This is a genomic window from Flavobacterium yafengii (genome assembly GCF_030010375.1).
In the GTDB taxonomy this organism is placed as follows: domain Bacteria; phylum Bacteroidota; class Bacteroidia; order Flavobacteriales; family Flavobacteriaceae; genus Flavobacterium; species Flavobacterium yafengii.
Genome location: NZ_JASCRY010000004.1, coordinates 53631 through 72325, shown reverse-complemented (window position 1 = coordinate 72325; position 18695 = coordinate 53631). Strand labels below are relative to the sequence as shown.

Annotated in this window: 17 protein-coding genes; 12 read left to right on the top strand and 5 right to left on the bottom strand. The window is 33.8% G+C overall.

The window, feature by feature from the left end; all coding sequences use genetic code 11:
* Nucleotides 1–70: 70 nt before the first annotated feature.
* Genes QLS97_RS13250 through QLS97_RS13240 form a run of 3 tightly spaced genes read left to right on the top strand, consistent with a single transcriptional unit; the run spans nt 71 to nt 2695 of the window.
* Nucleotides 71–973 carry an ROK family protein gene (locus QLS97_RS13250; RefSeq protein ID WP_282717315.1) on the top strand — a complete coding sequence of 301 codons (903 nt, stop codon included), beginning with the start codon at nt 71–73 and terminating at the stop codon, nt 971–973.
* Nucleotides 974–1027: 54 nt separating this feature from the next.
* Nucleotides 1028–2023, top strand: coding sequence for an isoaspartyl peptidase/L-asparaginase family protein (locus tag QLS97_RS13245; protein WP_282717313.1), 996 nt, complete (start codon nt 1028–1030; stop codon nt 2021–2023).
* Nucleotides 2024–2695, top strand: a complete 672-nt coding sequence (locus QLS97_RS13240) for a copper homeostasis protein CutC (RefSeq protein WP_282717312.1) — start codon at nt 2024–2026, stop codon at nt 2693–2695.
* 109 nt (nt 2696–2804) lie between these two features.
* Here QLS97_RS13240 and QLS97_RS13235 read toward each other — a convergent pair whose 3' ends face one another.
* Nucleotides 2805–5216, bottom strand: coding sequence for a TonB-dependent receptor (locus QLS97_RS13235; protein ID WP_282717311.1), 2412 nt, complete (start codon nt 5214–5216; stop codon nt 2805–2807).
* Nucleotides 5217–5509: 293 nt separating this feature from the next.
* Between QLS97_RS13235 and argS the strand changes: the two genes are divergently transcribed.
* The 8 genes from argS to QLS97_RS13195 all read left to right on the top strand — a co-directional run bounded on the left by argS (nt 5510) and on the right by QLS97_RS13195 (nt 13674).
* Nucleotides 5510–7288: an arginine--tRNA ligase gene (gene argS / locus QLS97_RS13230; RefSeq protein WP_282717661.1), complete on the top strand. Its 1779-nt coding sequence runs from the start codon at nt 5510–5512 to the stop codon at nt 7286–7288.
* Nucleotides 7289–7428: 140 nt separating this feature from the next.
* Nucleotides 7429–8790, top strand: coding sequence for a signal recognition particle protein (gene ffh / locus QLS97_RS13225; protein ID WP_282717310.1), 1362 nt, complete (start codon nt 7429–7431; stop codon nt 8788–8790).
* 136 nt (nt 8791–8926) lie between these two features.
* The gene (locus QLS97_RS13220; RefSeq protein ID WP_282717309.1) at nt 8927–9808 is read left to right on the top strand and encodes a bifunctional 5,10-methylenetetrahydrofolate dehydrogenase/5,10-methenyltetrahydrofolate cyclohydrolase; all 882 of its coding nucleotides are present in this window, start codon (nt 8927–8929) and stop codon (nt 9806–9808) included.
* A gap of 229 nt (nt 9809–10037) precedes the next feature.
* The gene (locus QLS97_RS13215) at nt 10038–10964 is read left to right on the top strand and encodes a magnesium transporter CorA family protein (RefSeq protein ID WP_282717308.1); all 927 of its coding nucleotides are present in this window, start codon (nt 10038–10040) and stop codon (nt 10962–10964) included.
* Nucleotides 10965–11052: 88 nt separating this feature from the next.
* Nucleotides 11053–11184, top strand: coding sequence for a hypothetical protein (locus QLS97_RS13210; RefSeq protein ID WP_282717307.1), 132 nt, complete (start codon nt 11053–11055; stop codon nt 11182–11184).
* A gap of 136 nt (nt 11185–11320) precedes the next feature.
* Entirely contained in the window at nt 11321–11935 is a 615-nt protein-coding gene (locus tag QLS97_RS13205) for a hypothetical protein (protein WP_282717306.1), read from the top strand.
* A 2-nt stretch (nt 11936–11937) separates the two neighbouring features.
* Nucleotides 11938–12231, top strand: a complete 294-nt coding sequence (locus tag QLS97_RS13200; protein ID WP_282717305.1) for a winged helix-turn-helix domain-containing protein — start codon at nt 11938–11940, stop codon at nt 12229–12231.
* Nucleotides 12232–12285: 54 nt separating this feature from the next.
* Nucleotides 12286–13674, top strand: coding sequence for a DUF4153 domain-containing protein (locus QLS97_RS13195; RefSeq protein ID WP_282717304.1), 1389 nt, complete (start codon nt 12286–12288; stop codon nt 13672–13674).
* Nucleotides 13675–13716: 42 nt separating this feature from the next.
* On the opposite strand, the gene rluF is transcribed toward QLS97_RS13195, so the two are convergent.
* The 4 genes from rluF to QLS97_RS13175 all read right to left on the bottom strand — a co-directional run bounded on the left by rluF (nt 13717) and on the right by QLS97_RS13175 (nt 17438).
* The gene (rluF, locus tag QLS97_RS13190; RefSeq protein WP_282717303.1) at nt 13717–14529 is read right to left on the bottom strand and encodes a 23S rRNA pseudouridine(2604) synthase RluF; all 813 of its coding nucleotides are present in this window, start codon (nt 14527–14529) and stop codon (nt 13717–13719) included.
* A gap of 144 nt (nt 14530–14673) precedes the next feature.
* Nucleotides 14674–15522, bottom strand: coding sequence for an alpha/beta fold hydrolase (locus QLS97_RS13185; protein ID WP_282717302.1), 849 nt, complete (start codon nt 15520–15522; stop codon nt 14674–14676).
* A gap of 38 nt (nt 15523–15560) precedes the next feature.
* A complete protein-coding gene (locus QLS97_RS13180; RefSeq protein WP_282717301.1) occupies nt 15561–16340 on the bottom strand; it encodes a zinc ribbon domain-containing protein in 780 nt (259 codons plus the stop codon).
* A gap of 3 nt (nt 16341–16343) precedes the next feature.
* On the bottom strand, nt 16344–17438 hold the full coding sequence (locus tag QLS97_RS13175; protein ID WP_282717300.1) for a Nif3-like dinuclear metal center hexameric protein: 1095 nt from the start codon (nt 17436–17438) through the stop codon (nt 16344–16346).
* Between the two features lie 97 nt (nt 17439–17535).
* Here QLS97_RS13175 and lpxK point away from each other — a divergent pair, with 97 nt between their 5' ends.
* The gene (gene lpxK, locus QLS97_RS13170) at nt 17536–18549 is read left to right on the top strand and encodes a tetraacyldisaccharide 4'-kinase (RefSeq protein ID WP_282717299.1); all 1014 of its coding nucleotides are present in this window, start codon (nt 17536–17538) and stop codon (nt 18547–18549) included.
* Nucleotides 18550–18695 lie beyond the last annotated feature (146 nt).

Genomic DNA, 18695 nt, shown 5'->3' with positions numbered 1-18695 from the left:
ATAAGGTGCAGTTTTTCAAAAATTATCGTGTCACTTTTTAAGCAAATAGTAAATACAAGAAAAAGAATAAATGAATAAAGAATATGCATTAGGGTTTGATGTTGGAGGAACTCACATTACTGTGGCAGTTATAGATATTAATAAGATGAAAGTTCTTAATTTTTCGCTGCATAAAGAGTCTTTTGATTCTAATTTACCGGTAGCTGAGGTGATGGATATTTGGGAAAAAGCGATTCGGATTTCATGGAAGAATTCCGGGATAGAAAAGTTGAAAGGATTAGCGATATGTATGCCGGGTCCATTTGATTATAAAAGTGGTATTTGTTGGATAAAAGATCAAGCTAAATATGAACATTTTTATAGTTTAAATATTCGAAAATTAATTCAAGAAAGACTTAATTTGTTTAATGATTTACCCATTTTTTTTGATAATGACGCCAATTGTTTTGGTAAAGGAGAATTTTTTAAAAATGCTGAAAATAGTTCCAAAAAAGTAATGGCAGTTACGCTTGGTACTGGTCTTGGAGCTTCTTTTATAGATAACGGTAAAGCGATAGATTCAGGAACTCAAGTGCCAACAGATGGCGAGTTATATAACATTCCATTTAAAGAGGGAATTGCTGAAGATTATGTGTCAGCTCGAGGGCTTTTATCTCGTTATGAAGCTGTAAGTGGTATAAAAATTAGCAATGGTCTTGAACTTTTTAATCGTGCAAACGATGGAGATGTTTTGGCTATAAAAGTATTCGAGGAAGTAGGAGCCGATTTAGCCGAAATTGTACTTCCTTGGTTAAGGAATTTTAAAGCGGATAGCTTTATAATTGGAGGTAAAATTGCAAATGCCAGTGACTATTTCTTGCCAGCTTTTCAACAAAAAATAAAGGATTCCGGGAGTAAAGTCACTATCTTAGTATCCACTGATAATGAAATTGCGGCTTTACTGGGCGCTACAAGTTTACTGTGTGAAATGTAGTATTTAATTATAATTATTTTTAAACCAAAGTTGGATTAATATAAAATCGAAAATATGAATAACCGTAGAAATTTTATAAAAACAGCGGCGATTGCTTCTGCAGCTGTGGCGTTAAATTCATTCAAAGGAAAACCAGAAGAAGAAATTGATTTTTCATCTAAAAAAGGAAAGAAACCCATTGTACTTTCTACATGGAATTTTGGGATACAAGCCAATGCAGCCGCTTGGGAAATATTAAAAAATAATGGAAGAGCTTTAGATGCTGTAGAAGCAGGAGTGAAAGTTCCCGAAGGTGATCCAAAAGAACGAAGCGTGGGGTATGGCGGAAGACCGGATAGAGACGGTCGGGTTACACTTGATGCTTGTATTATGGATGAAAATGCAAATATTGGATCAGTAGGATGTTTAGAATTTATAAAGCATCCTATTGCTGTGGCACGAGCAGTGATGGAAAAAACGCCACACGTAATGTTAGTAGGTGATGGAGCGCTACAGTTTGCAATTTCTCAAGGTTTTGTAAAAGAAAATTTATTGGTCGAAGATTCTGAAAAAGAATGGAAAGAATGGTTGAAAACCAGTCAATATAAACCGATTGCTAATATCGAAAATCACGATACCATCGGGATGATTGCTTTGGATGCTGACGGGAATCTTTCCGGGGCATGTACGACAAGTGGAATGGCTTTCAAGATGCATGGGCGTTTAGGAGATTCACCAATCATAGGAGCAGGTTTGTATGTTGATAATGAAATTGGTGCAGCCACAGCAACGGGTCACGGAGAAGAAGTAATTCGTATTTCGGGTTGTCACTTGGTTGTCGAATTGATGCGCCAAGGGAAATCACCACAAAAAGCCTGTGAAGAAGCTGTTGCCAGAATTGTAAAATTAACAAAGAATAGAAATAAAGACCTAAAAGACATTCAAGTTGGTTTTATCGCCTTAAATAAAAAAGGGGAATATGGTTCGTATTGCATTCAAGGAGGTTTTAACTACGCCGTTAATGATGCAACAGGAAACCGATTAATTGATGCCGATTATTTTTTAAAATAAATGAAAAAAGGGAAACTGGAGATAGCCTGTTTTAATCTTGAATCGGCAATTATTGCACAAGATAATGGTGCTGATAGAGTAGAATTGTGTGCCAATATGAAAGAGGGCGGAACAACACCCGATTTTGAAATAACTAAAGCTGTCCGCAACACTCTGTCTATCGATTTGAATGTGATGATTCGGCCTCGTGGTGGAAATTTTGTTTATTCTGATTTTGAATTCGAACAAATGAAATCAGAAATTTCAACATTCAAAAAACTGGAAGTAGATGGTTTTGTTTTTGGAATTTTAAACGAAGACGGCAGTCTTAATGAACTACAAAATGCGGAATTAGTAGCTTTGGCAAATCCGCTTCCGTGTACGTTTCACCGTGCTTTTGATGGAATGATAAACAAGTTTCAAGCGCTTGAATCTCTAATCGAATGTGGTTTTAAAACCATTTTGACTTCAGGGGAAGAAACAAATGTAGTAGACGGTATTGATGTATTGGCAACATTAGTAGAAAAGGCAAATAATAGGATTACCATTATGCCTGGTGGTGGATTGCGTTCCACGAATGTTAGATTATTAAAAGAAAAAACGAAAGCTGTTTTCTATCATTCCTCCGCTATAACTGATTCAGGCGAAATAGCAAATCAACAGGAAATCCAGTCTATAAAAGCAAATTTGTAAGAGATATAAAATTATTTAAATCGAAAAACCCGGAGTGGCATACTCCGGGTTTTTCTTTTGGCAACAAATTATTAAAACTAATTTTTTATAGAAGCATTTTGTTTTTCGTTTAAAACAATCCGCCTCCATCTTGTTTGGTGTTGTTATCTCTTTGTTTGCGTTGCAAGCTTTTGTTTTTTCCTGCGCCAAAGATGTAGTTGAAACCAAGATAAACAGATTGGCTTTCCCAAGTAAATTGACCTACTTGCGGATATGGATTTTGCCCATCAAAACCGGCTTTCATGGTGTCGAAAACATCATTAAAACGAACACTTAAGGTCGCTTTGTCTTTTAGGAATGAATAACGTCCGCCAGCATCAATTTTATACATTTCTTTACCGTTGAATTGTACACCATCAACCCCAGATCTATAGAATCCGAACAAAAGGAAACGAAGGCTTTTAGTTGCTTTGAAATTACTATTAAAACGAGCGTTGAAAGCTGATGCAGTAACTTCTTTGGAAACCAAATCAAATGAATTGCTGCTTGGGTTAAGTACTGAAACTAATCCTTTTTGGTTAATACTAGAAAAATCTATTGCTGGTTGTATATCCCACCAACTATTGATTTTGTAATTTAAAGAGACTTCAAAACCATAGGCTGTATTATTGTCGAAGTTATCAAAACTCATAATTTGTTGATCCTGATTTTGTGGATCTGGGTATAGAATTCTGTTAATTTCGTTATGGATACTTCGTACAAAAAGACCTGTGGTGAATGATCCTTTAGCAATTGTTTTCGTATAATTTAATTCAATAGAATTGGTAAATTGTGGATCTAATTCAGGATTTCCAATAGAGGTTACTCTAGGTGTGCTGAATTCTCTAATAGGTTTGGTTTGGTCTAAACCAGGTCTGTCTACACGGCGGCTGAAACTGATTTGAAACTGATTTTTGTCGGTAGGAGAATAAGTCATCGAAGCCGAAGGATATACCGTGAAGTAATCGTCCTTATAAGCAGTAGCGCCGTTTAACATTGCGTTTACCTTGTAGCTTTCAAAACGGGCACCCAATTGGTATCCTATTTTTTTGAATTTCTGTCCAAAAGTAGCATAAGCCGAATAAATATCTAAATCATAGGTATAATCAGAATTTGATAAAGAACTGTTGTTGGTGTTGTAATTGTTGTCGGTTCGTACAATTCTGCTTTCAGCACCCAATTCTAGCTTAGTCTTGTCATTTAGTGGATTTACATAATCTAAATTGACGGTGGAGTTTTTTCTTTTCTCACCAAGATTATCGGTATAAGAACTGCTGGGAATATTTGGGTTATTGAAAGTAGTTAGGAAACTAGCATCCTGATCTTCAGAATAGATGCTGTGATTTATTTCTAAATCCAGCGTTTCTCCCTCTTTTTGAGTTAAATGTTTGAAAGCTAAATTGTAAGTACCGTCCGTATTATCTGAAAAGTATTTAGAATTCAGTAGCAAATTTTCTGATGCATCAGGATTTACAATGTTCACATCCACGATACCATCTCCAACAAATATGTTTTGATTAGTATAGGCAGAAATAGTGTTTTTGTCATTGATGTAATAATCCATTCCAATTTTGAACAAATGAGATTTGTTGTCATTCACAATATCAAACATTTGATTGGAGTTGTCGTCAAGCCTTGAAATTTGCCCTTCATTGAATCTTTTACCAAAATTATTTCCATAAGTGGAGAAAAAATTCACTTTACCGGTTCTATAATTCATGTTGATCGAGTTGCTAATCTTTGGTGTTTGTGCAAAAGTTAGACCCGTATTAACGCTGGCATTAAATCCGTCATTAGCATTTTTATGTAAAACGATATTGATAATTCCTGACATTCCTTCAGGATTGTATTTGGCACTTGGATTAGTGATTAATTCAATTTTTTTAATAGAAGTGGATGGAATTTGTTTCAACAGTTGCGAAGCTTCAATATTGCTCGGACGTCCATCTACCAAAACACGTACGTTTTCGTTCCCGCGCAAGGATAATTTTCCATCTTGATCTACATTTACTGAAGGAATATTATTCATGATTTCGGATGCGGTTGCGCCTGCGGTAGTCAAATCTTTTCCTACATTGATTACTTTTCTGTCAATTTTTTGTTCAATAGTAGAGCGTTCAGCAATTATATCTACGCCTTTTAATTGAATGGCATCTTCTTCGATAGAAATCGTGTTCAGATTTGCGTTTTTTTCTTCGTTTGTCAGTGAAATTGATTTCGTAATGGTTTTATAACCTATAAATTGGATTTCAACAACGTAATCTTTTAAGGCTAAATTTTTTATTTGAAAAGTTCCTTTGTCAGATGTGATGTCACCAGTAATGACTTTGTTGTTTTCCTTTACCACAATATTTACATACGCCAAGGGTTCGTTAGTCTTTTTGTCAGTAATTTTTCCGGAGATAATTCCGGAGTTTTCCAGAATTGATGGTTTGACCGAAGTTTGAGCCTGCATCGAAAACAATGTTCCAATAAAGCAGATTAAAAGTAATTTAAGTTTCATGATTAAGTTTGATTTAATTGATTGATAATGCAAATATATTATTTTATATAATACTATGTTAAGCACAATACCTTTTTTAATAATATTTAACATTTTTTAACAAATACGAAATAGTAAAATTTACTTAATAGACTTCTGAACATGGATTTTGTTACATCGATTTTTGAAAAAAATATGGATTTCTACCTTAAACAAGGTTAAACGCTTCATTTTTAGGTGTAAATTATCTTGTTTTCCAATTTTCAAATTACTGCAATATGACTATCTTTGCAGCCTTAAAACCAATACACGAAATGACATTACCACAAATTCTTACGCCCTCTATTGAAAAAGCTGTAAAAGTCTTGTTCGACGTTACGATTGATAAAGTTGAATTTCAAACTACACGCAAGGAATTTGAAGGGGATATTACAATGGTTATTTTTCCCTTGTTGAAAGTTGTTAAAAGTAATCCAGTAGAATTGGGAAATAAAATAGGAAACTATTTAGTTGAAAATGTAGCTGAGGTAAGTCGGTTTAATGTAGTTTCCGGATTTTTGAATATTGTTATTTCAGATGACTATTATTTGGATTTCTTCGGAGAAATAAAAGACGATGTTAAATTTGGTTTCGTTACTCCAAACCCAGAAGACAAAGCGGTAATGGTTGAATATTCTTCGCCAAATACCAATAAACCCTTGCATTTAGGTCACGTACGTAATAATCTTTTGGGATATTCAGTGGCGGAAATCATCAAAGCTTCTGGTAAGAAAGTGTATAAAACTCAAATCATTAATGATAGAGGAATCCATATTTGCAAATCGATGTTGGCTTGGCAAAAATTCGGAAACGGACAAACGCCGGAATCAACAGGTTTAAAAGGAGATAAATTAGTTGGAAATTATTATGTTGCTTTTGATAAAGCATACAAAGAAGAAATAGCGCAATTAATGAGCGCTGGTAAAACAGAAGAAGAAGCCAAAAAACAAGCACCAATCATCTTGGAAGCGCAGGAAATGTTGCTAAAATGGGAAGCTGGAGATGATGTGGTAATCACGCTTTGGAAAACCATGAATCAATGGGTTTATGATGGTTTTGCCATTACCTATAAAAATTTAGGTGTTGATTTCGATTGTTATTACTACGAAAGTAACACGTATTTATTAGGTAAAGATGTGGTTCAGATTGGTTTGGACAGAGGAGTTTTTGAAAAAGATCCTGACGGTTCTGTTTGGATTGATTTAACGGACGAAGGTTTAGACCGTAAAATTGTTTTGCGTTCAGATGGAACTGCGGTTTACATGACACAAGATATTGGAACTGCAATTCAGCGTGTGAAGGATTATCCGGATGTAGGCGGAATGGTTTATACCGTAGGAAATGAGCAAGATTATCACTTTAAAGTCTTGTTTCTTATCTTGAAAAAATTAGGTTTTGACTGGTCTAAAAATCTATTTCATTTGTCTTATGGAATGGTGGATTTGCCTTCCGGGAAAATGAAAAGCCGTGAAGGAACTGTTGTTGATGCCGATGATTTGATGCAGGAAATGACAGATACCGCGCAAAAAATTGCAGAAGATTTAGGAAAATTAGACTCTTATTCTCCAGAAGAAAAAGCGAAATTATACAACACGATTGGTTTAGGCGCTTTGAAATATTATATTTTAAAAGTAGATCCTAAAAAACGAATCCTTTTTAATCCGGAAGAATCAGTAGATTTTGCTGGAAATACTGGGCCGTTTATTCAATATACATACGCAAGAATTCAATCGATTATTCGTAAAGCAAATTTTGACTTTTCGAATAAATCAAAAATGATACAACTTCATGAAAAAGAGAAAGAACTCGTGAAACAATTAGAGTTATTTCCTGAAGTTATCCAAAATGCAGCACAGCATCACAGTCCTGCTTTGCTTGCAAATTTTACTTATGATTTGGTTCGTGAATACAATTCGTTCTATCAAGCTGTTCCTATTCTTGGCGAAGAAGATTTAGAGAAGAAAATTTTCAGAGTTCAATTATCTAAAAAAGTGGCAGATACTATTGCAGCATCTTTTAACCTGCTTGGGATAAGTGTCCCAGAAAGAATGTAAAATAAGATAAAAAAACGACTTCGAAATGAGGTCGTTTTTTTTGTTAAAATAAACCTCAAAATGAGATGTCAATATTCTAATTATCTAATTGTCTAATTATCTAATTAGTTTATCTTTGCATTTCAAAATAAATCAATACTATGTTCGATAATTTAAGCGATAAACTAGATAAAGCCTTTCATATACTTAAAGGTCACGGAAAAATCACCGAAGTAAATGTAGCAGAAACGCTGAAAGAAGTTCGTAGAGCCTTGCTTGACGCCGATGTCAATTTTAAAATTGCCAAAGATTTTACCACTAAAGTAAAAGAAAAAGCAATTGGTCAGGATGTATTGACAACACTTCAACCAGGACAATTATTGGTGAAGTTAGTGAAAGATGAATTGACAGAATTAATGGGTGGTGATGTTGCCGGAATCAATCTTTCCGGGAATCCATCGATTATTTTAATGTCAGGTTTGCAAGGTTCAGGGAAAACTACTTTCTCAGGAAAATTGGCAAATTATCTTTTAACAAAAAAGAATAAAAAACCATTATTAGTAGCGTGTGATATTTACCGTCCTGCGGCGATTCAACAATTATATGTTGTTGGAGATTCAATAGGAGTAGAGGTTTATTCAGAGCCAGAAAATAAAAATCCAGTAGAAATTGCTCAAAATGCAATTAAGCATGCTAAAGCAAATGGATTCAATGTAGTGATTGTCGATACGGCTGGTCGTTTAGCAGTCGATGAGGAAATGATGAACGAAATTGAACGCGTTCATAAAGCGATTCAACCTAATGAAACCTTGTTTGTTGTTGATGCAATGACAGGTCAAGATGCTGTAAATACGGCAAAAGCCTTCAATGAAAGATTAAATTTTGATGGTGTTATCTTAACCAAATTAGATGGTGATACGCGTGGTGGAGCAGCAATTTCGATTAAATCGGTTGTTAATAAACCAATTAAGTTTGTAGGTACTGGGGAAAAGATGGATGCAATTGATGTGTTCTATCCAATTCGTATGGCCGAAAGAATATTGGGGATGGGAGACGTTGTGTCTTTGGTAGAAAGAGCCCAAGAGCAATTTGACGAAGAAGAAGCAAGAAAAATCCAAAAGAAAATTGCCAAAAACGAATTCGGTTTTGATGATTTCCTTTCTCAAATTCAGCAAGTAAAGAAAATGGGTAATATGAAAGATTTGGTTGGAATGATACCAGGTGCTTCAAAAGCCATGAAAGATGTTGAAATTGAAGACGATGCTTTCAAACATATTGAAGCTATTATTCATTCGATGACTCCAATTGAAAGAAGTAAGCCGGCTTTGATTGATGTAAAAAGAAAAGCCCGAATTGCTAAAGGTTCCGGAACCAAAATCGAACAGGTTAATCAATTGATGAAACAGTTCGAACAAATGAGCAAGATGATGAAAATGATGCAAGGCCCAGGAGGAAAAAACCTCATGAAGATGATGGGCGGCATGAAAGGTGGAATGCCAGGTGGTATGCCCGGAATGAGATAATTTATTTTTGTAAGGTTTAAAAATTCAATTCGTTGCGTTTTTAAACCTTACTCTTTTATACAAATTACATAACTACTAAGCCTTTAATTCTCAAGCTTTCAAAGCTTCATAATTAAAATTTAAACAATTTTTAAAAATGCAATTACTAGACGGAAAAAAAACAGCGGAAGATATTAAGAGTGAAATCGCTGCAGAAGTACAAAAAATGAAAGACAATGGGGAGAAAGTACCTCATTTAGCAGCCTTGATTGTTGGTAACGATGGAGCTAGTTTAACTTATGTAGGAAGTAAAGTAAAAGCCTGTGAAAGAGTAGGTTTTGAGTCTACTTTAGTGAAAATGCCAAGTACAACTACTGAAGTTGAATTGTTGAAAAAGATTAAGGAATTGAATGAGAATGATGCTATTGATGGATTTATCGTTCAATTGCCGCTTCCGGAACAAATCGATGAGCAAAAAGTGTTGATGGCGGTTGATCCAAGTAAAGATGTTGATGGATTTCATCCAGAGAATTTTGGAAAAATGGCTTTAGACATGACTACTTTTATTCCGGCAACACCTTTTGGAATTTTAGAATTGTTAGAAAGATACGGAGTAGAAACCCAAGGAAAACATACTGTAGTTATTGGGCGTAGTCATATTGTGGGAAGACCCATGAGTATTTTGATGGGAAGAAAAGGTTTTCCTGGGAATTCAACGGTAACTCTAACGCACAGTTACACTAAAAATATTGAAGAAATTACCATTCAGGCGGATATCATTATTACTGCTCTTGGTGTACCAAATTACTTAAAAGCAAATATGGTGAAAGAGGGAGTTGTGGTTATTGATGTGGGTATTACTCGTGTTCCTGATGAAACAAACGAAAAAGGATATGTAATCACTGGTGATGTTGATTTTGAGCAAGTAAGTAAAAAATCATCGTTTATTACTCCAGTTCCGGGAGGAGTAGGGCCTATGACCATTGCAATGTTGTTGAAAAACACGCTTTTGGCAAGAGAAATGAAAAGAAATAAATAAAGAGAATATAGTTTTGATTGAAAGCCTTAAACATACGTTTAAGGCTTTTTTTTATTTAAAAATGTATAAAATTCTGATAATTGATGCTAAAACGGAATTTAAAGAATACTTTTGCACCACTTAAAAAAAAGACCTTTAAAATGGACGATTATTATTCGGAAATGTTGAACTAATATAGCACTTGAACTGTTTTCAAGAGGCTATAAATAAACCTATAGAATTTTTTGAAATGAGAGCTTTTTACAAAAACAATAACGGATTAATTGCCATTACTGAATGGATTCCAAACTGCTGGATAAATATTGAATGCCCTACCGAAGCAGAAAAAAAATATTTACTCGAAGACTTACAAATTCCTGAAGCATTTTATAACGATATTGAAGATATTGACGAAAGACCAAGGATAGAAATTGAAAATGGTTGGACTTTGATCATCATGCGAATTCCTGTGAAGAGTAACGATGTGAAGTTGCCTTTTCATACCATTCCTGTTGGGGTTGTTTTTAAAGGAGAAGTTTGCATCACCATTAGTTTCCATAAAACGGAAATGCTTACTGATTTTGTAACTTATACTAAACGTAAGAATATCAACATTAAAGATAACTTCGATTTAGTACTGAAACTATTGCTGTCCTCCAGTGTTTGGTTTTTGAAATACTTAAAGCAAGTCAATCAAAAAATAAAATTAGCCGAGGACAATTTAGAAAAGTCAATTAAGAATGAAGAATTGCAGGCGTTACTTCAAATAGAAAAATGTTTGGTATTCTTTATGACATCCTTGAAGGGGAACGATATTTTGTTGCACCGAATCAAGAATATAAAATCCCAAAAAGAGCATTTTGACTTGGATTTGTTGGAAGATGTTGAAATTGAATTGCGTCAGGCACAAGAAACTACTAATATTTACAGTGACATCTTAACGGGAACTATGGATGCCTACGCTTCTGTGATTTCTAATAATATGAATACGATTATGAAGCAGATGACTTCGATTTCGATAATTCTGATGATTCCAACATTGATTGCCAGTTTGTATGGAATGAACGTACCTAATGATTTAGAAGATAATCGCTATGGAATATGGATTGTTATTTCCGTATCTGTTTTGTTATCTGCTTTTGGTGTGTTTTTGTTCAAAAGAAAAAGATGGTTTTAAGTCGTAAATAGTATATATAATCTTACTTTTTTTGCTTTTTGATTCAATTAATTTTATATATTTAAACAAATAATTAAATACTATAAAAATGAAAATTTCAAACAGAGACATAAAAATATTTTTCTTAGGATTTGCTACCCTTTTTATCATACAAACAATTTACGACTGGGATTCTACTATTGGCGAGATTCAAAGAGGTTGGGAAGCAGGCTCTAAATAGAATCTGAGAAAACGAATCTTTTTCTTTTAATAGAAGATATTTAATTTTGATAAATAATTTTTTATCAAAATTAAATCCGTTTCTGTTTTGAAATCTAAAAATAATAAATAACTTTGTAATTCAAAGTACTTTATTTATGAGTCAAAAACATCAAGAAGATTTATCGCACATTCGTTCCATGATGGAGCGCTCTTCAAGATTTATTTCGTTAAGTGGCCTTTCAGGAGTATTTGCTGGGTTATTTGCGTTAGCGGGGTCAATTTATGCGTATCTATTGTTTGAAAATAATGGTATTGAATATTTTGATGGTAGGCAAAAGATGTATAGCTATGATTTAATAATCGAATTAGTTTTTATTGCTTTGGCAATTTTGGTCTTAGCATTGGGATCGGGTATATTCTTTACTTTGAGAAAAAGTAAAAAGTTTGATTTACCGGTTTGGACTAATACTACTAAAAAAATGTTACTGAATCTAGCGATTCCTTTATTGGTTGGAGGCGTGTTTTGCATGGCACTTTTGTACCACCAGTTATTTGCTCTTATTGCTCCTGTCACTTTATTGTTTTATGGTTTAGCACTTATTAATGCGGGTAAATATACTTTTTCGGACATTAGATATTTAGGTGCATGTGAGATTATTTTAGGTTGTATTTCCCTTTTTTATCTTGGGTTCGGACTAGTTTTTTGGGCAATTGGATTTGGAATTTTGCACATCCTGTACGGAATAATTGTGTTCAAAAAATACAAATAGAAATGAGTATCATTGATAAGTTAAATAAAGATTTCGAAAGTCGAGTCAGATTAGGCATTATGTCTGTTCTGATGGTAAACGACTGGATTGATTTTACCGAAATGAAATCTTTATTGAATATTACTGATGGTAACTTAGCAAGTCATTCTTCCGCATTAGAAAAATCTGGATACATAGAAGTTAAAAAAGAGTTTGTTGGTAAAAAACCGAGAACTTCGTATCGAGTTACCAATATTGGTAGAGCTGCTTTTGTTTCCCACTTGAATAGTCTTGAAAAATTGATCAAATCTAAATAACACCTTTTTTTAATTTTTAACTTTGAAATGCAAAGTACTTTTAAATTTTTTATTATGAAAAAACTACATTTTATTTTAGCTAGCAGTTTGGTTTTTACACTGCTTTTTTACAACGAGGATTTAGGTCTCAATTGGGCTATTTTCGGGATGGTGCAAACCGCCTTAATATGTTATTTCTTTCAAGAGAAATTTACCAGTAGGTTGCATTTGATTTTAGTGGTTGCATCGGTTCTGTCTTGTTTTGCGTTTGCCTGGTACGGAGATTTTTCATCATTTTTTGCCATGGCTTTGTCGATTATATTTTTACAATTCAAAACCCAGGAACCAAAACTTAAATTGGTGCAGGCTCTTCCTTTGGTGTTTATCAATGGAATCGCTTCGTTAGGGCGCATATTTATGTTCAGTCAATATCTTCCTAAACGAAAAGTCAATAACGGTTTTGCTAAAAAACTGATTGCTTATTTTGTTATTCCATTCCTATTTCTTGGATTGTTTTTAATTGTATATTCTTTTGGAAGTGATCATTTTTCTTCTTTGTTTACCGGTTATTATTTAGATATTGATGCTTGGCAAGCATTTGTACTTACCGCTTTAGGATTTTTTATTTCGTTCACTTTCTGGAATTATTGGATTCCTGAGGTTTGTTCTGAAAAGAATGATTTATTGGACAATGATTTTAAGGAAGAAGCCAAAACGCAAAATCAAAATTCATTTTCATTTCTGGATATTGATTTTGAAAGAAGAAGTGGCGAGATTACTTTGTTTCTTTTAAATGTGCTTCTTTTGGTTTTCATTGCGACTTATAATTACGAACAATTTTTTGAAGTGGTCAAAAAATCTAACTTAAGTTCTGATACACACGAAAGAGTAAATGCCGTTATTTTTTCAATCATAATGGCAGTTGGTGTTATTTTATTCTATTTTAAAGGAGGGTTTAATTTTGATGGAAATGCTAAAAATCTTAAAAAATTAGCTAAGATTTGGATTCTTTTAAACGGAATTTTAATACTATGTGCGATCATCAAAAACTCAGAATATGTTTCGTTTTTCGGATTGACTTATAAAAGGTTAGGTGTTTATGCTTTCTTGATTCTTGCTCTAATTGGATTGGTTATTTCTTTTATAAAAATCACCAAGCAAAAAACAAATGCTTTTCTTTTCAATCAAATGATTTGGTATTTCTACGGAACAATCTTGCTATGCAGTTTTGTCAACTGGGGAAATCTGATTACCAATTATAATATTTCGGTAAACAAAGGTGTTGAGCAACGTTTTCTGAGAAGTTTGAATTTTAATCATAAAGGGTATTATGATTATTTTAAACTCCATCCTGAAGATGTGGAAGATAAATACGATTATAAAGAGGGTAATGTAGCGCGTGTTCAAAATGAAACGATTTTGTCGAGATCGCTCTATTTTGAATTTTTAGATACTAATAAATAAAAAAAAATCCCATCGGCTGTTGCTGATGGGATTTTTGTATGTTTAATAATCTCCTCGTCCTTTAAACCTGGGATCATCTCTTTTGATGAATTCGGTTCTTCTTTTTGGTACTTCCGTTTTGGGTAAACTGGCTTCTTCGGTTTTGCTTGAAGGCTCGATGAGCTCGTTTAATTCTTTGATTTCGGCATCTGTCAAATCACGGTAACGGCCAACAGGGATATCCAGCGAAATATTGATAATTCGGATGCGTTTAAGCGCCGTAACATCATATCCTAAATATTCGGTCATTCTACGAATTTGACGGTTTAAACCTTGCGTCAAGATAATTTTGAAAGTGAATTTACTAATTTGTTCCACCTTACATTTTCGGGTAACGGTGTCCAAAATTGGAATTCCATTTCCCATTCTTTCGATAAAACGATCGGTGATGGGTTTGTTTACGGTTACTGTATATTCTTTTTCGTGATTGTTTCGGGCACGTAATATTTTATTGACGATATCGCCGTCATTAGTCATAAAAATCAAGCCTTCACTGGCTTTGTCCAATCGTCCTATAGGAAAAATACGTTTCGGATAATTGATGTAATCTACAATATTATTGCGAACATCAAGGTTTGTGGTACATTCGATTCCTACAGGTTTATAGAAAGCAAGATAAACGGGTTTCTCATTTTTCTCACGGATTAGTTTACCGTCAATACGCACTTCGTCATTCGGTGAAACTTTTGTGCCTAATTCCGGAACGACACCATTGATGGTTACTCGACCTTCTTCAATGATTTTATCGGCTTCGCGGCGGGAGCAATACCCCGTTTCTCCTATGAATTTATTGAGGCGTTTTAGATTTTCTTCCATACTGCAAAAGTAGTCATTTTGGGAATGTGAAAATAATACTGGAACTAAAAAATACTAGCTCTTAGCCCAGATTGAAGTGGCATCCCACGCTTTTGTGCGTGGATATAACGGAAAGCTGGAAACAATAATGGCAAATAAGTTAGTTTATTCCGCTTCAAATAAGAAACGGGAGACTTTTTCATATAATTCGGCGTCATGCATACTATGTCCTAAGCCTTTGGTTTCAATGAAAATAGCATTTTCCCACGCTCCGGCAATTTTCTTCCCTTCTTCGAATAAAACTACACTGTCGTCTATATCATGGGCGATTAGTCCTTTGATGTTCAGTTTTGAGGCGAATAATTTTCCGGAAAATTGTTCTAAATTGAGTTTGAAATGATTCAAATAATGATCTTCTAAGGATTTTGAAATCTTCGAATTTAAACTCAATAACGTAATGTAATTGTTTAATATAATATTGAAATCACTTGGAGAACCCAGAATCACCATTTTTTTTAGCGCATCATTTTGATAAACAGATTGGTAATACAAACAGGTTTTTCCGCCTATAGAATGACCGATAAGATATTGAGGTTTGAATTTTTCGACTGCGATATGAATAAATTCGGCATATTTAGGAATGCTAAATTCTTTGCCGCTAGATAATCCATGAGCCGGCCCGTCAATTGCAATGATGGTGCTTCCTGATTTTTTTAAATACGGCAGTACCTTTTCCCATCGAGAAGCATTACTTTCCCAGCCGTGAACTAATAATATTACGGTGTCATTTCCTTTCCAAGTATAAGTATGAAAGGAATGTTCTTCGTTTTGGAACGTTTCAGATTTTGCTTCTTGTAGAATTTCTGGAAGACTGGTTTTGGATAATTTTCCTTCTCGAGGTTCACTAAAAAAGGCATACGCAAGTTGCGAAGCTTTTTTTGGAAATACAAAACTCAAAAGGTTAATGTATAATCCAATGGATTTAGTGAATATAAAAAATGCTATTTTTTTCATAAAAAAAAGTCCCGATGTGTATCGGGACTTAAATGTAATTAGAATTTAGAAAACAACTGTTCCATTTTCTCTTTTTCTTCGTCAGCTAATACACTGTCGACTAATATTCTTCCTGAATGTTCATCAGTAATGATTTTTTTTCTTGAAGCAATTTCTACTTGTGTCTGTGGTGGAATAGTAAAGAATGAACCTGCTGATGCTCCTCTTTCAATAGAAACAACAGCTAAACCATTACGAACGCTAGTTCTGATTCTAGTGTAAGCTTTTAATAATCTTTCTTCGATTAAAGCTTGGTATTCAGCTGATTTTTCAGATAGGAAAGCTTCTTCTTTAGCAGTTTCAGCCATGATAGCGTCTAACTCTGATTTTTTATGCTTTAAATGATTTGATTTTGCTTCTAATCTTTCTTTAGAACTTGAAATTACTTCTTTCTTGTGTTCGATAGAAGCTTTCATTTCTTTAATTTGTTTTTCAGACAATTGAATTTCTAATTCTTGAAATTCAACCTCTTTAGTCAACGAATTAAATTCTCTGTTGTTACGAACCGTTTCTTGTTGTTTCGTATATTTTTTGATAGCCTCTTTGTGGTCATCAATTGCATTCTTTTTTGATTTGATTAGATCCTCGATAACTTCAAGTTCACTTTTCAATTTTTCTGAACGGGTGCTTAAACCTGCAACTTCATCTTCTAAATCTTCTACTTCTAAAGGAAGTTCTCCTCTTACGTTTCTGATTTCGTCAATTCTAGAGTCAATAAGTTGTAAATCGTAAATTGCTCTTAACTTGTCCTCAACACTTAATTCTTTCGTATTCGCCATATTCTATAAGTACTTAACTGGATTTGAATTTTCTTCTGATAAAATAACTGCAAAATTAAGGATTTTTTTCCGAAGATACTCTACAATATAATTTTTTGTATAGCGTTCGCTTTCAAAATGTCCAATATCGGCCAATAAAAGTTTATTTTCGGCTTCATAAAACTGATGGTATTTTAAATCAGCAGTTAAATAAGCATCAGCTCCGGCTTGAATGGCGTTTTTTATAGCAAAACTTCCTGCTCCGCCAAGAACCGCAACTTTTTTAATTGTTGTACCAATAAAGTTTGAATGTCGAATTCCGCCGCAGTCCATTTTTTCTTTTGCAAAAAGCAGAAACTCTTTTTCATTCATGGAATTTTTTAATTCGCCAATCATTCCCAAACCAATATTTTGATGGTTATTTTGCAACTCATAAATTTCGTACGCCACTTCTTCATAAGTGTGGCTTTTGAATAATGCTTTCAGGATTTTATTTTCCAAATGTTTTTCGAAAGTGACTTCGATTTTAATTTCGTCGCCTTGTACGAATTCAAATCGTTCACCAACTTGTGGATTGCTATGCTCATTTCCCATATAGGTTCCAATTCCTTTCGAATTAAAACTGCAATTTTCATAATTCCCGATCGTTCCCGCTCCGGCTTCAAATAGTGCGTTTCGTACTTCTTCCGCATTTTCAGGAATAGTATAGGTTACTAATTTACGAATAAAATTTTCCTTCGGAATCAGGATTTTAGTATTTACCAATCCTAATGCGTCACTGAATATTTTATTCACGCCTTCTTGATGATTGTCCAAAGCGGTGTGAACGGCATAAATGGCAATGTCATTTTTTATGGCTTTAATAACGGCACGTTCGACGTAGTTTTTTCCCGTTATTTTTTTTAAACCTGAAAATAATATGGGATGAAAACAAACCACCACATTGCAATTTTTTGTAATCGCTTCGTCAATTATATTTTCTAGTGCATCATGACAAACCAAAATTCCTGTAGCTTCCACATCTTGGTCTCCAACCAATAATCCCACATTGTCAAAATCTTCAGCATAGGCGAGTGGCGCCATTTCTTCAAGTACGGAAATGATTTCTTTGATTTTCATAACATCAGATTTTTGATTGTTTAATTCTGGATTTTCGAATAAACAAATTAACGAATAAACAAATCAACTTTAAAATAAAATATTCTACTTTCGTAAAATGAATCTACTACGAAAATTGCTGTTTCCGTTTGCCATCTTATATGGTCTGATAACGAGTATTCGGAATTTTCTTTTCGACAAAGGGATTTTAAAATCGTACTCCTTTGATTTGCCTGTTATTGCTGTCGGAAATCTTAGCGTTGGCGGAACCGGGAAAACACCACAAATCGAATATTTGATTCGGTTGCTTTCGGATAAATATAAAATTGCCACATTAAGTAGAGGATATAAAAGACAATCTAAAGGTTTTATTTTGGCGCAAGCCAATTCAAATGCTGCCATTCTTGGAGACGAGCCTTTTCAGTTTTATAAAAAATTTGCAGCCATCCAAGTTGCTGTTGATGCCGACAGGAAAAATGGAATAGAACAATTGCTTTCTCTTCCAGAAAAACCAGAGGTGATTCTGCTTGATGACGCTTTTCAACATCGAAAAGTAAAAGCGGGATTTTATATTTTACTGACTTCTTATGGTGATTTGTATTCGGATGATTTTATGTTGCCAACCGGGAATTTACGCGAAAGCCGAAGCGGAGCAGAAAGAGCAAATGTGATTATTGTAACCAAATGTCCTTTTAATCTTTCGCTTGACAAACAGAATGCTATCAAAAATAGATTAAAAGTTGCTGAAAATCAGGAATTGTATTTTACTTTTATAGCATACGAAGAATTTATTTATGGAGAAAACCGAAAGATAAATGTAAATGAAATTCAATCTGCTGCTAAATTACTGGTGGCAGGAATTGCAAAACCGGAACCGTTTTTTGCCTATTTACAAGATACGAATGATGTCTGTTTGTCTTTTCCGGACCATCATAATTTTACCGATAAAGATATTTTGGAAATTAAAAATTTAGCTCAAAATAACATTATTATCACTACCGAAAAAGATTATGTGCGATTGAAAGGAAGTTTGCCAAGCGAACAACTTTTCTATTTACCTATACAAAGTTCTTTCGTTTCGGGAAGTGAAAATTTTGATAGCGTAATCTTAAACTATATTTTAAATAATTAAATCTTAAATAAAATTCTCGGCAGTTTTAAATTTGTAAAATAATCTAGCTTGTGAATTTAATTTCTCAATTTATTGAAATAAAGGTGTTTTAGCAGTTGTATTAGGTTGTTTATAGATATTAAGTATCAATTGCCAATTTATAGGTT

Excerpts from the sequence above, each read along its gene's own strand:
- QLS97_RS13245 (WP_282717313.1), top strand. The coding sequence starts at position 1,028 with ATGAATAACCGTAGAAATTTTATAAAAACAGCGGCGATTGCTTCTGCA.
- QLS97_RS13215 (WP_282717308.1), top strand. The coding sequence starts at position 10,038 with ATGAGAGCTTTTTACAAAAACAATAACGGATTAATTGCCATTACTGAA.
- QLS97_RS13180 (WP_282717301.1), bottom strand. The coding sequence starts at position 16,340 with ATGGCGAATACGAAAGAATTAAGTGTTGAGGACAAGTTAAGAGCAATT.
- QLS97_RS13205 (WP_282717306.1), top strand. The coding sequence starts at position 11,321 with ATGAGTCAAAAACATCAAGAAGATTTATCGCACATTCGTTCCATGATG.
- QLS97_RS13175 (WP_282717300.1), bottom strand. The coding sequence starts at position 17,438 with ATGAAAATCAAAGAAATCATTTCCGTACTTGAAGAAATGGCGCCACTC.
- QLS97_RS13210 (WP_282717307.1), top strand. The coding sequence starts at position 11,053 with ATGAAAATTTCAAACAGAGACATAAAAATATTTTTCTTAGGATTTGCT.
- QLS97_RS13185 (WP_282717302.1), bottom strand. The coding sequence starts at position 15,522 with ATGAAAAAAATAGCATTTTTTATATTCACTAAATCCATTGGATTATAC.
- QLS97_RS13195 (WP_282717304.1), top strand. The coding sequence starts at position 12,286 with ATGAAAAAACTACATTTTATTTTAGCTAGCAGTTTGGTTTTTACACTG.
- QLS97_RS13220 (WP_282717309.1), top strand. The coding sequence starts at position 8,927 with ATGCAATTACTAGACGGAAAAAAAACAGCGGAAGATATTAAGAGTGAA.
- argS (WP_282717661.1), top strand. The coding sequence starts at position 5,510 with ATGACATTACCACAAATTCTTACGCCCTCTATTGAAAAAGCTGTAAAA.
- lpxK (WP_282717299.1), top strand. The coding sequence starts at position 17,536 with ATGAATCTACTACGAAAATTGCTGTTTCCGTTTGCCATCTTATATGGT.
- rluF (WP_282717303.1), bottom strand. The coding sequence starts at position 14,529 with ATGGAAGAAAATCTAAAACGCCTCAATAAATTCATAGGAGAAACGGGG.
- QLS97_RS13200 (WP_282717305.1), top strand. The coding sequence starts at position 11,938 with ATGAGTATCATTGATAAGTTAAATAAAGATTTCGAAAGTCGAGTCAGA.
- ffh (WP_282717310.1), top strand. The coding sequence starts at position 7,429 with ATGTTCGATAATTTAAGCGATAAACTAGATAAAGCCTTTCATATACTT.
- QLS97_RS13240 (WP_282717312.1), top strand. The coding sequence starts at position 2,024 with ATGAAAAAAGGGAAACTGGAGATAGCCTGTTTTAATCTTGAATCGGCA.
- QLS97_RS13235 (WP_282717311.1), bottom strand. The coding sequence starts at position 5,216 with ATGAAACTTAAATTACTTTTAATCTGCTTTATTGGAACATTGTTTTCG.
- QLS97_RS13250 (WP_282717315.1), top strand. The coding sequence starts at position 71 with ATGAATAAAGAATATGCATTAGGGTTTGATGTTGGAGGAACTCACATT.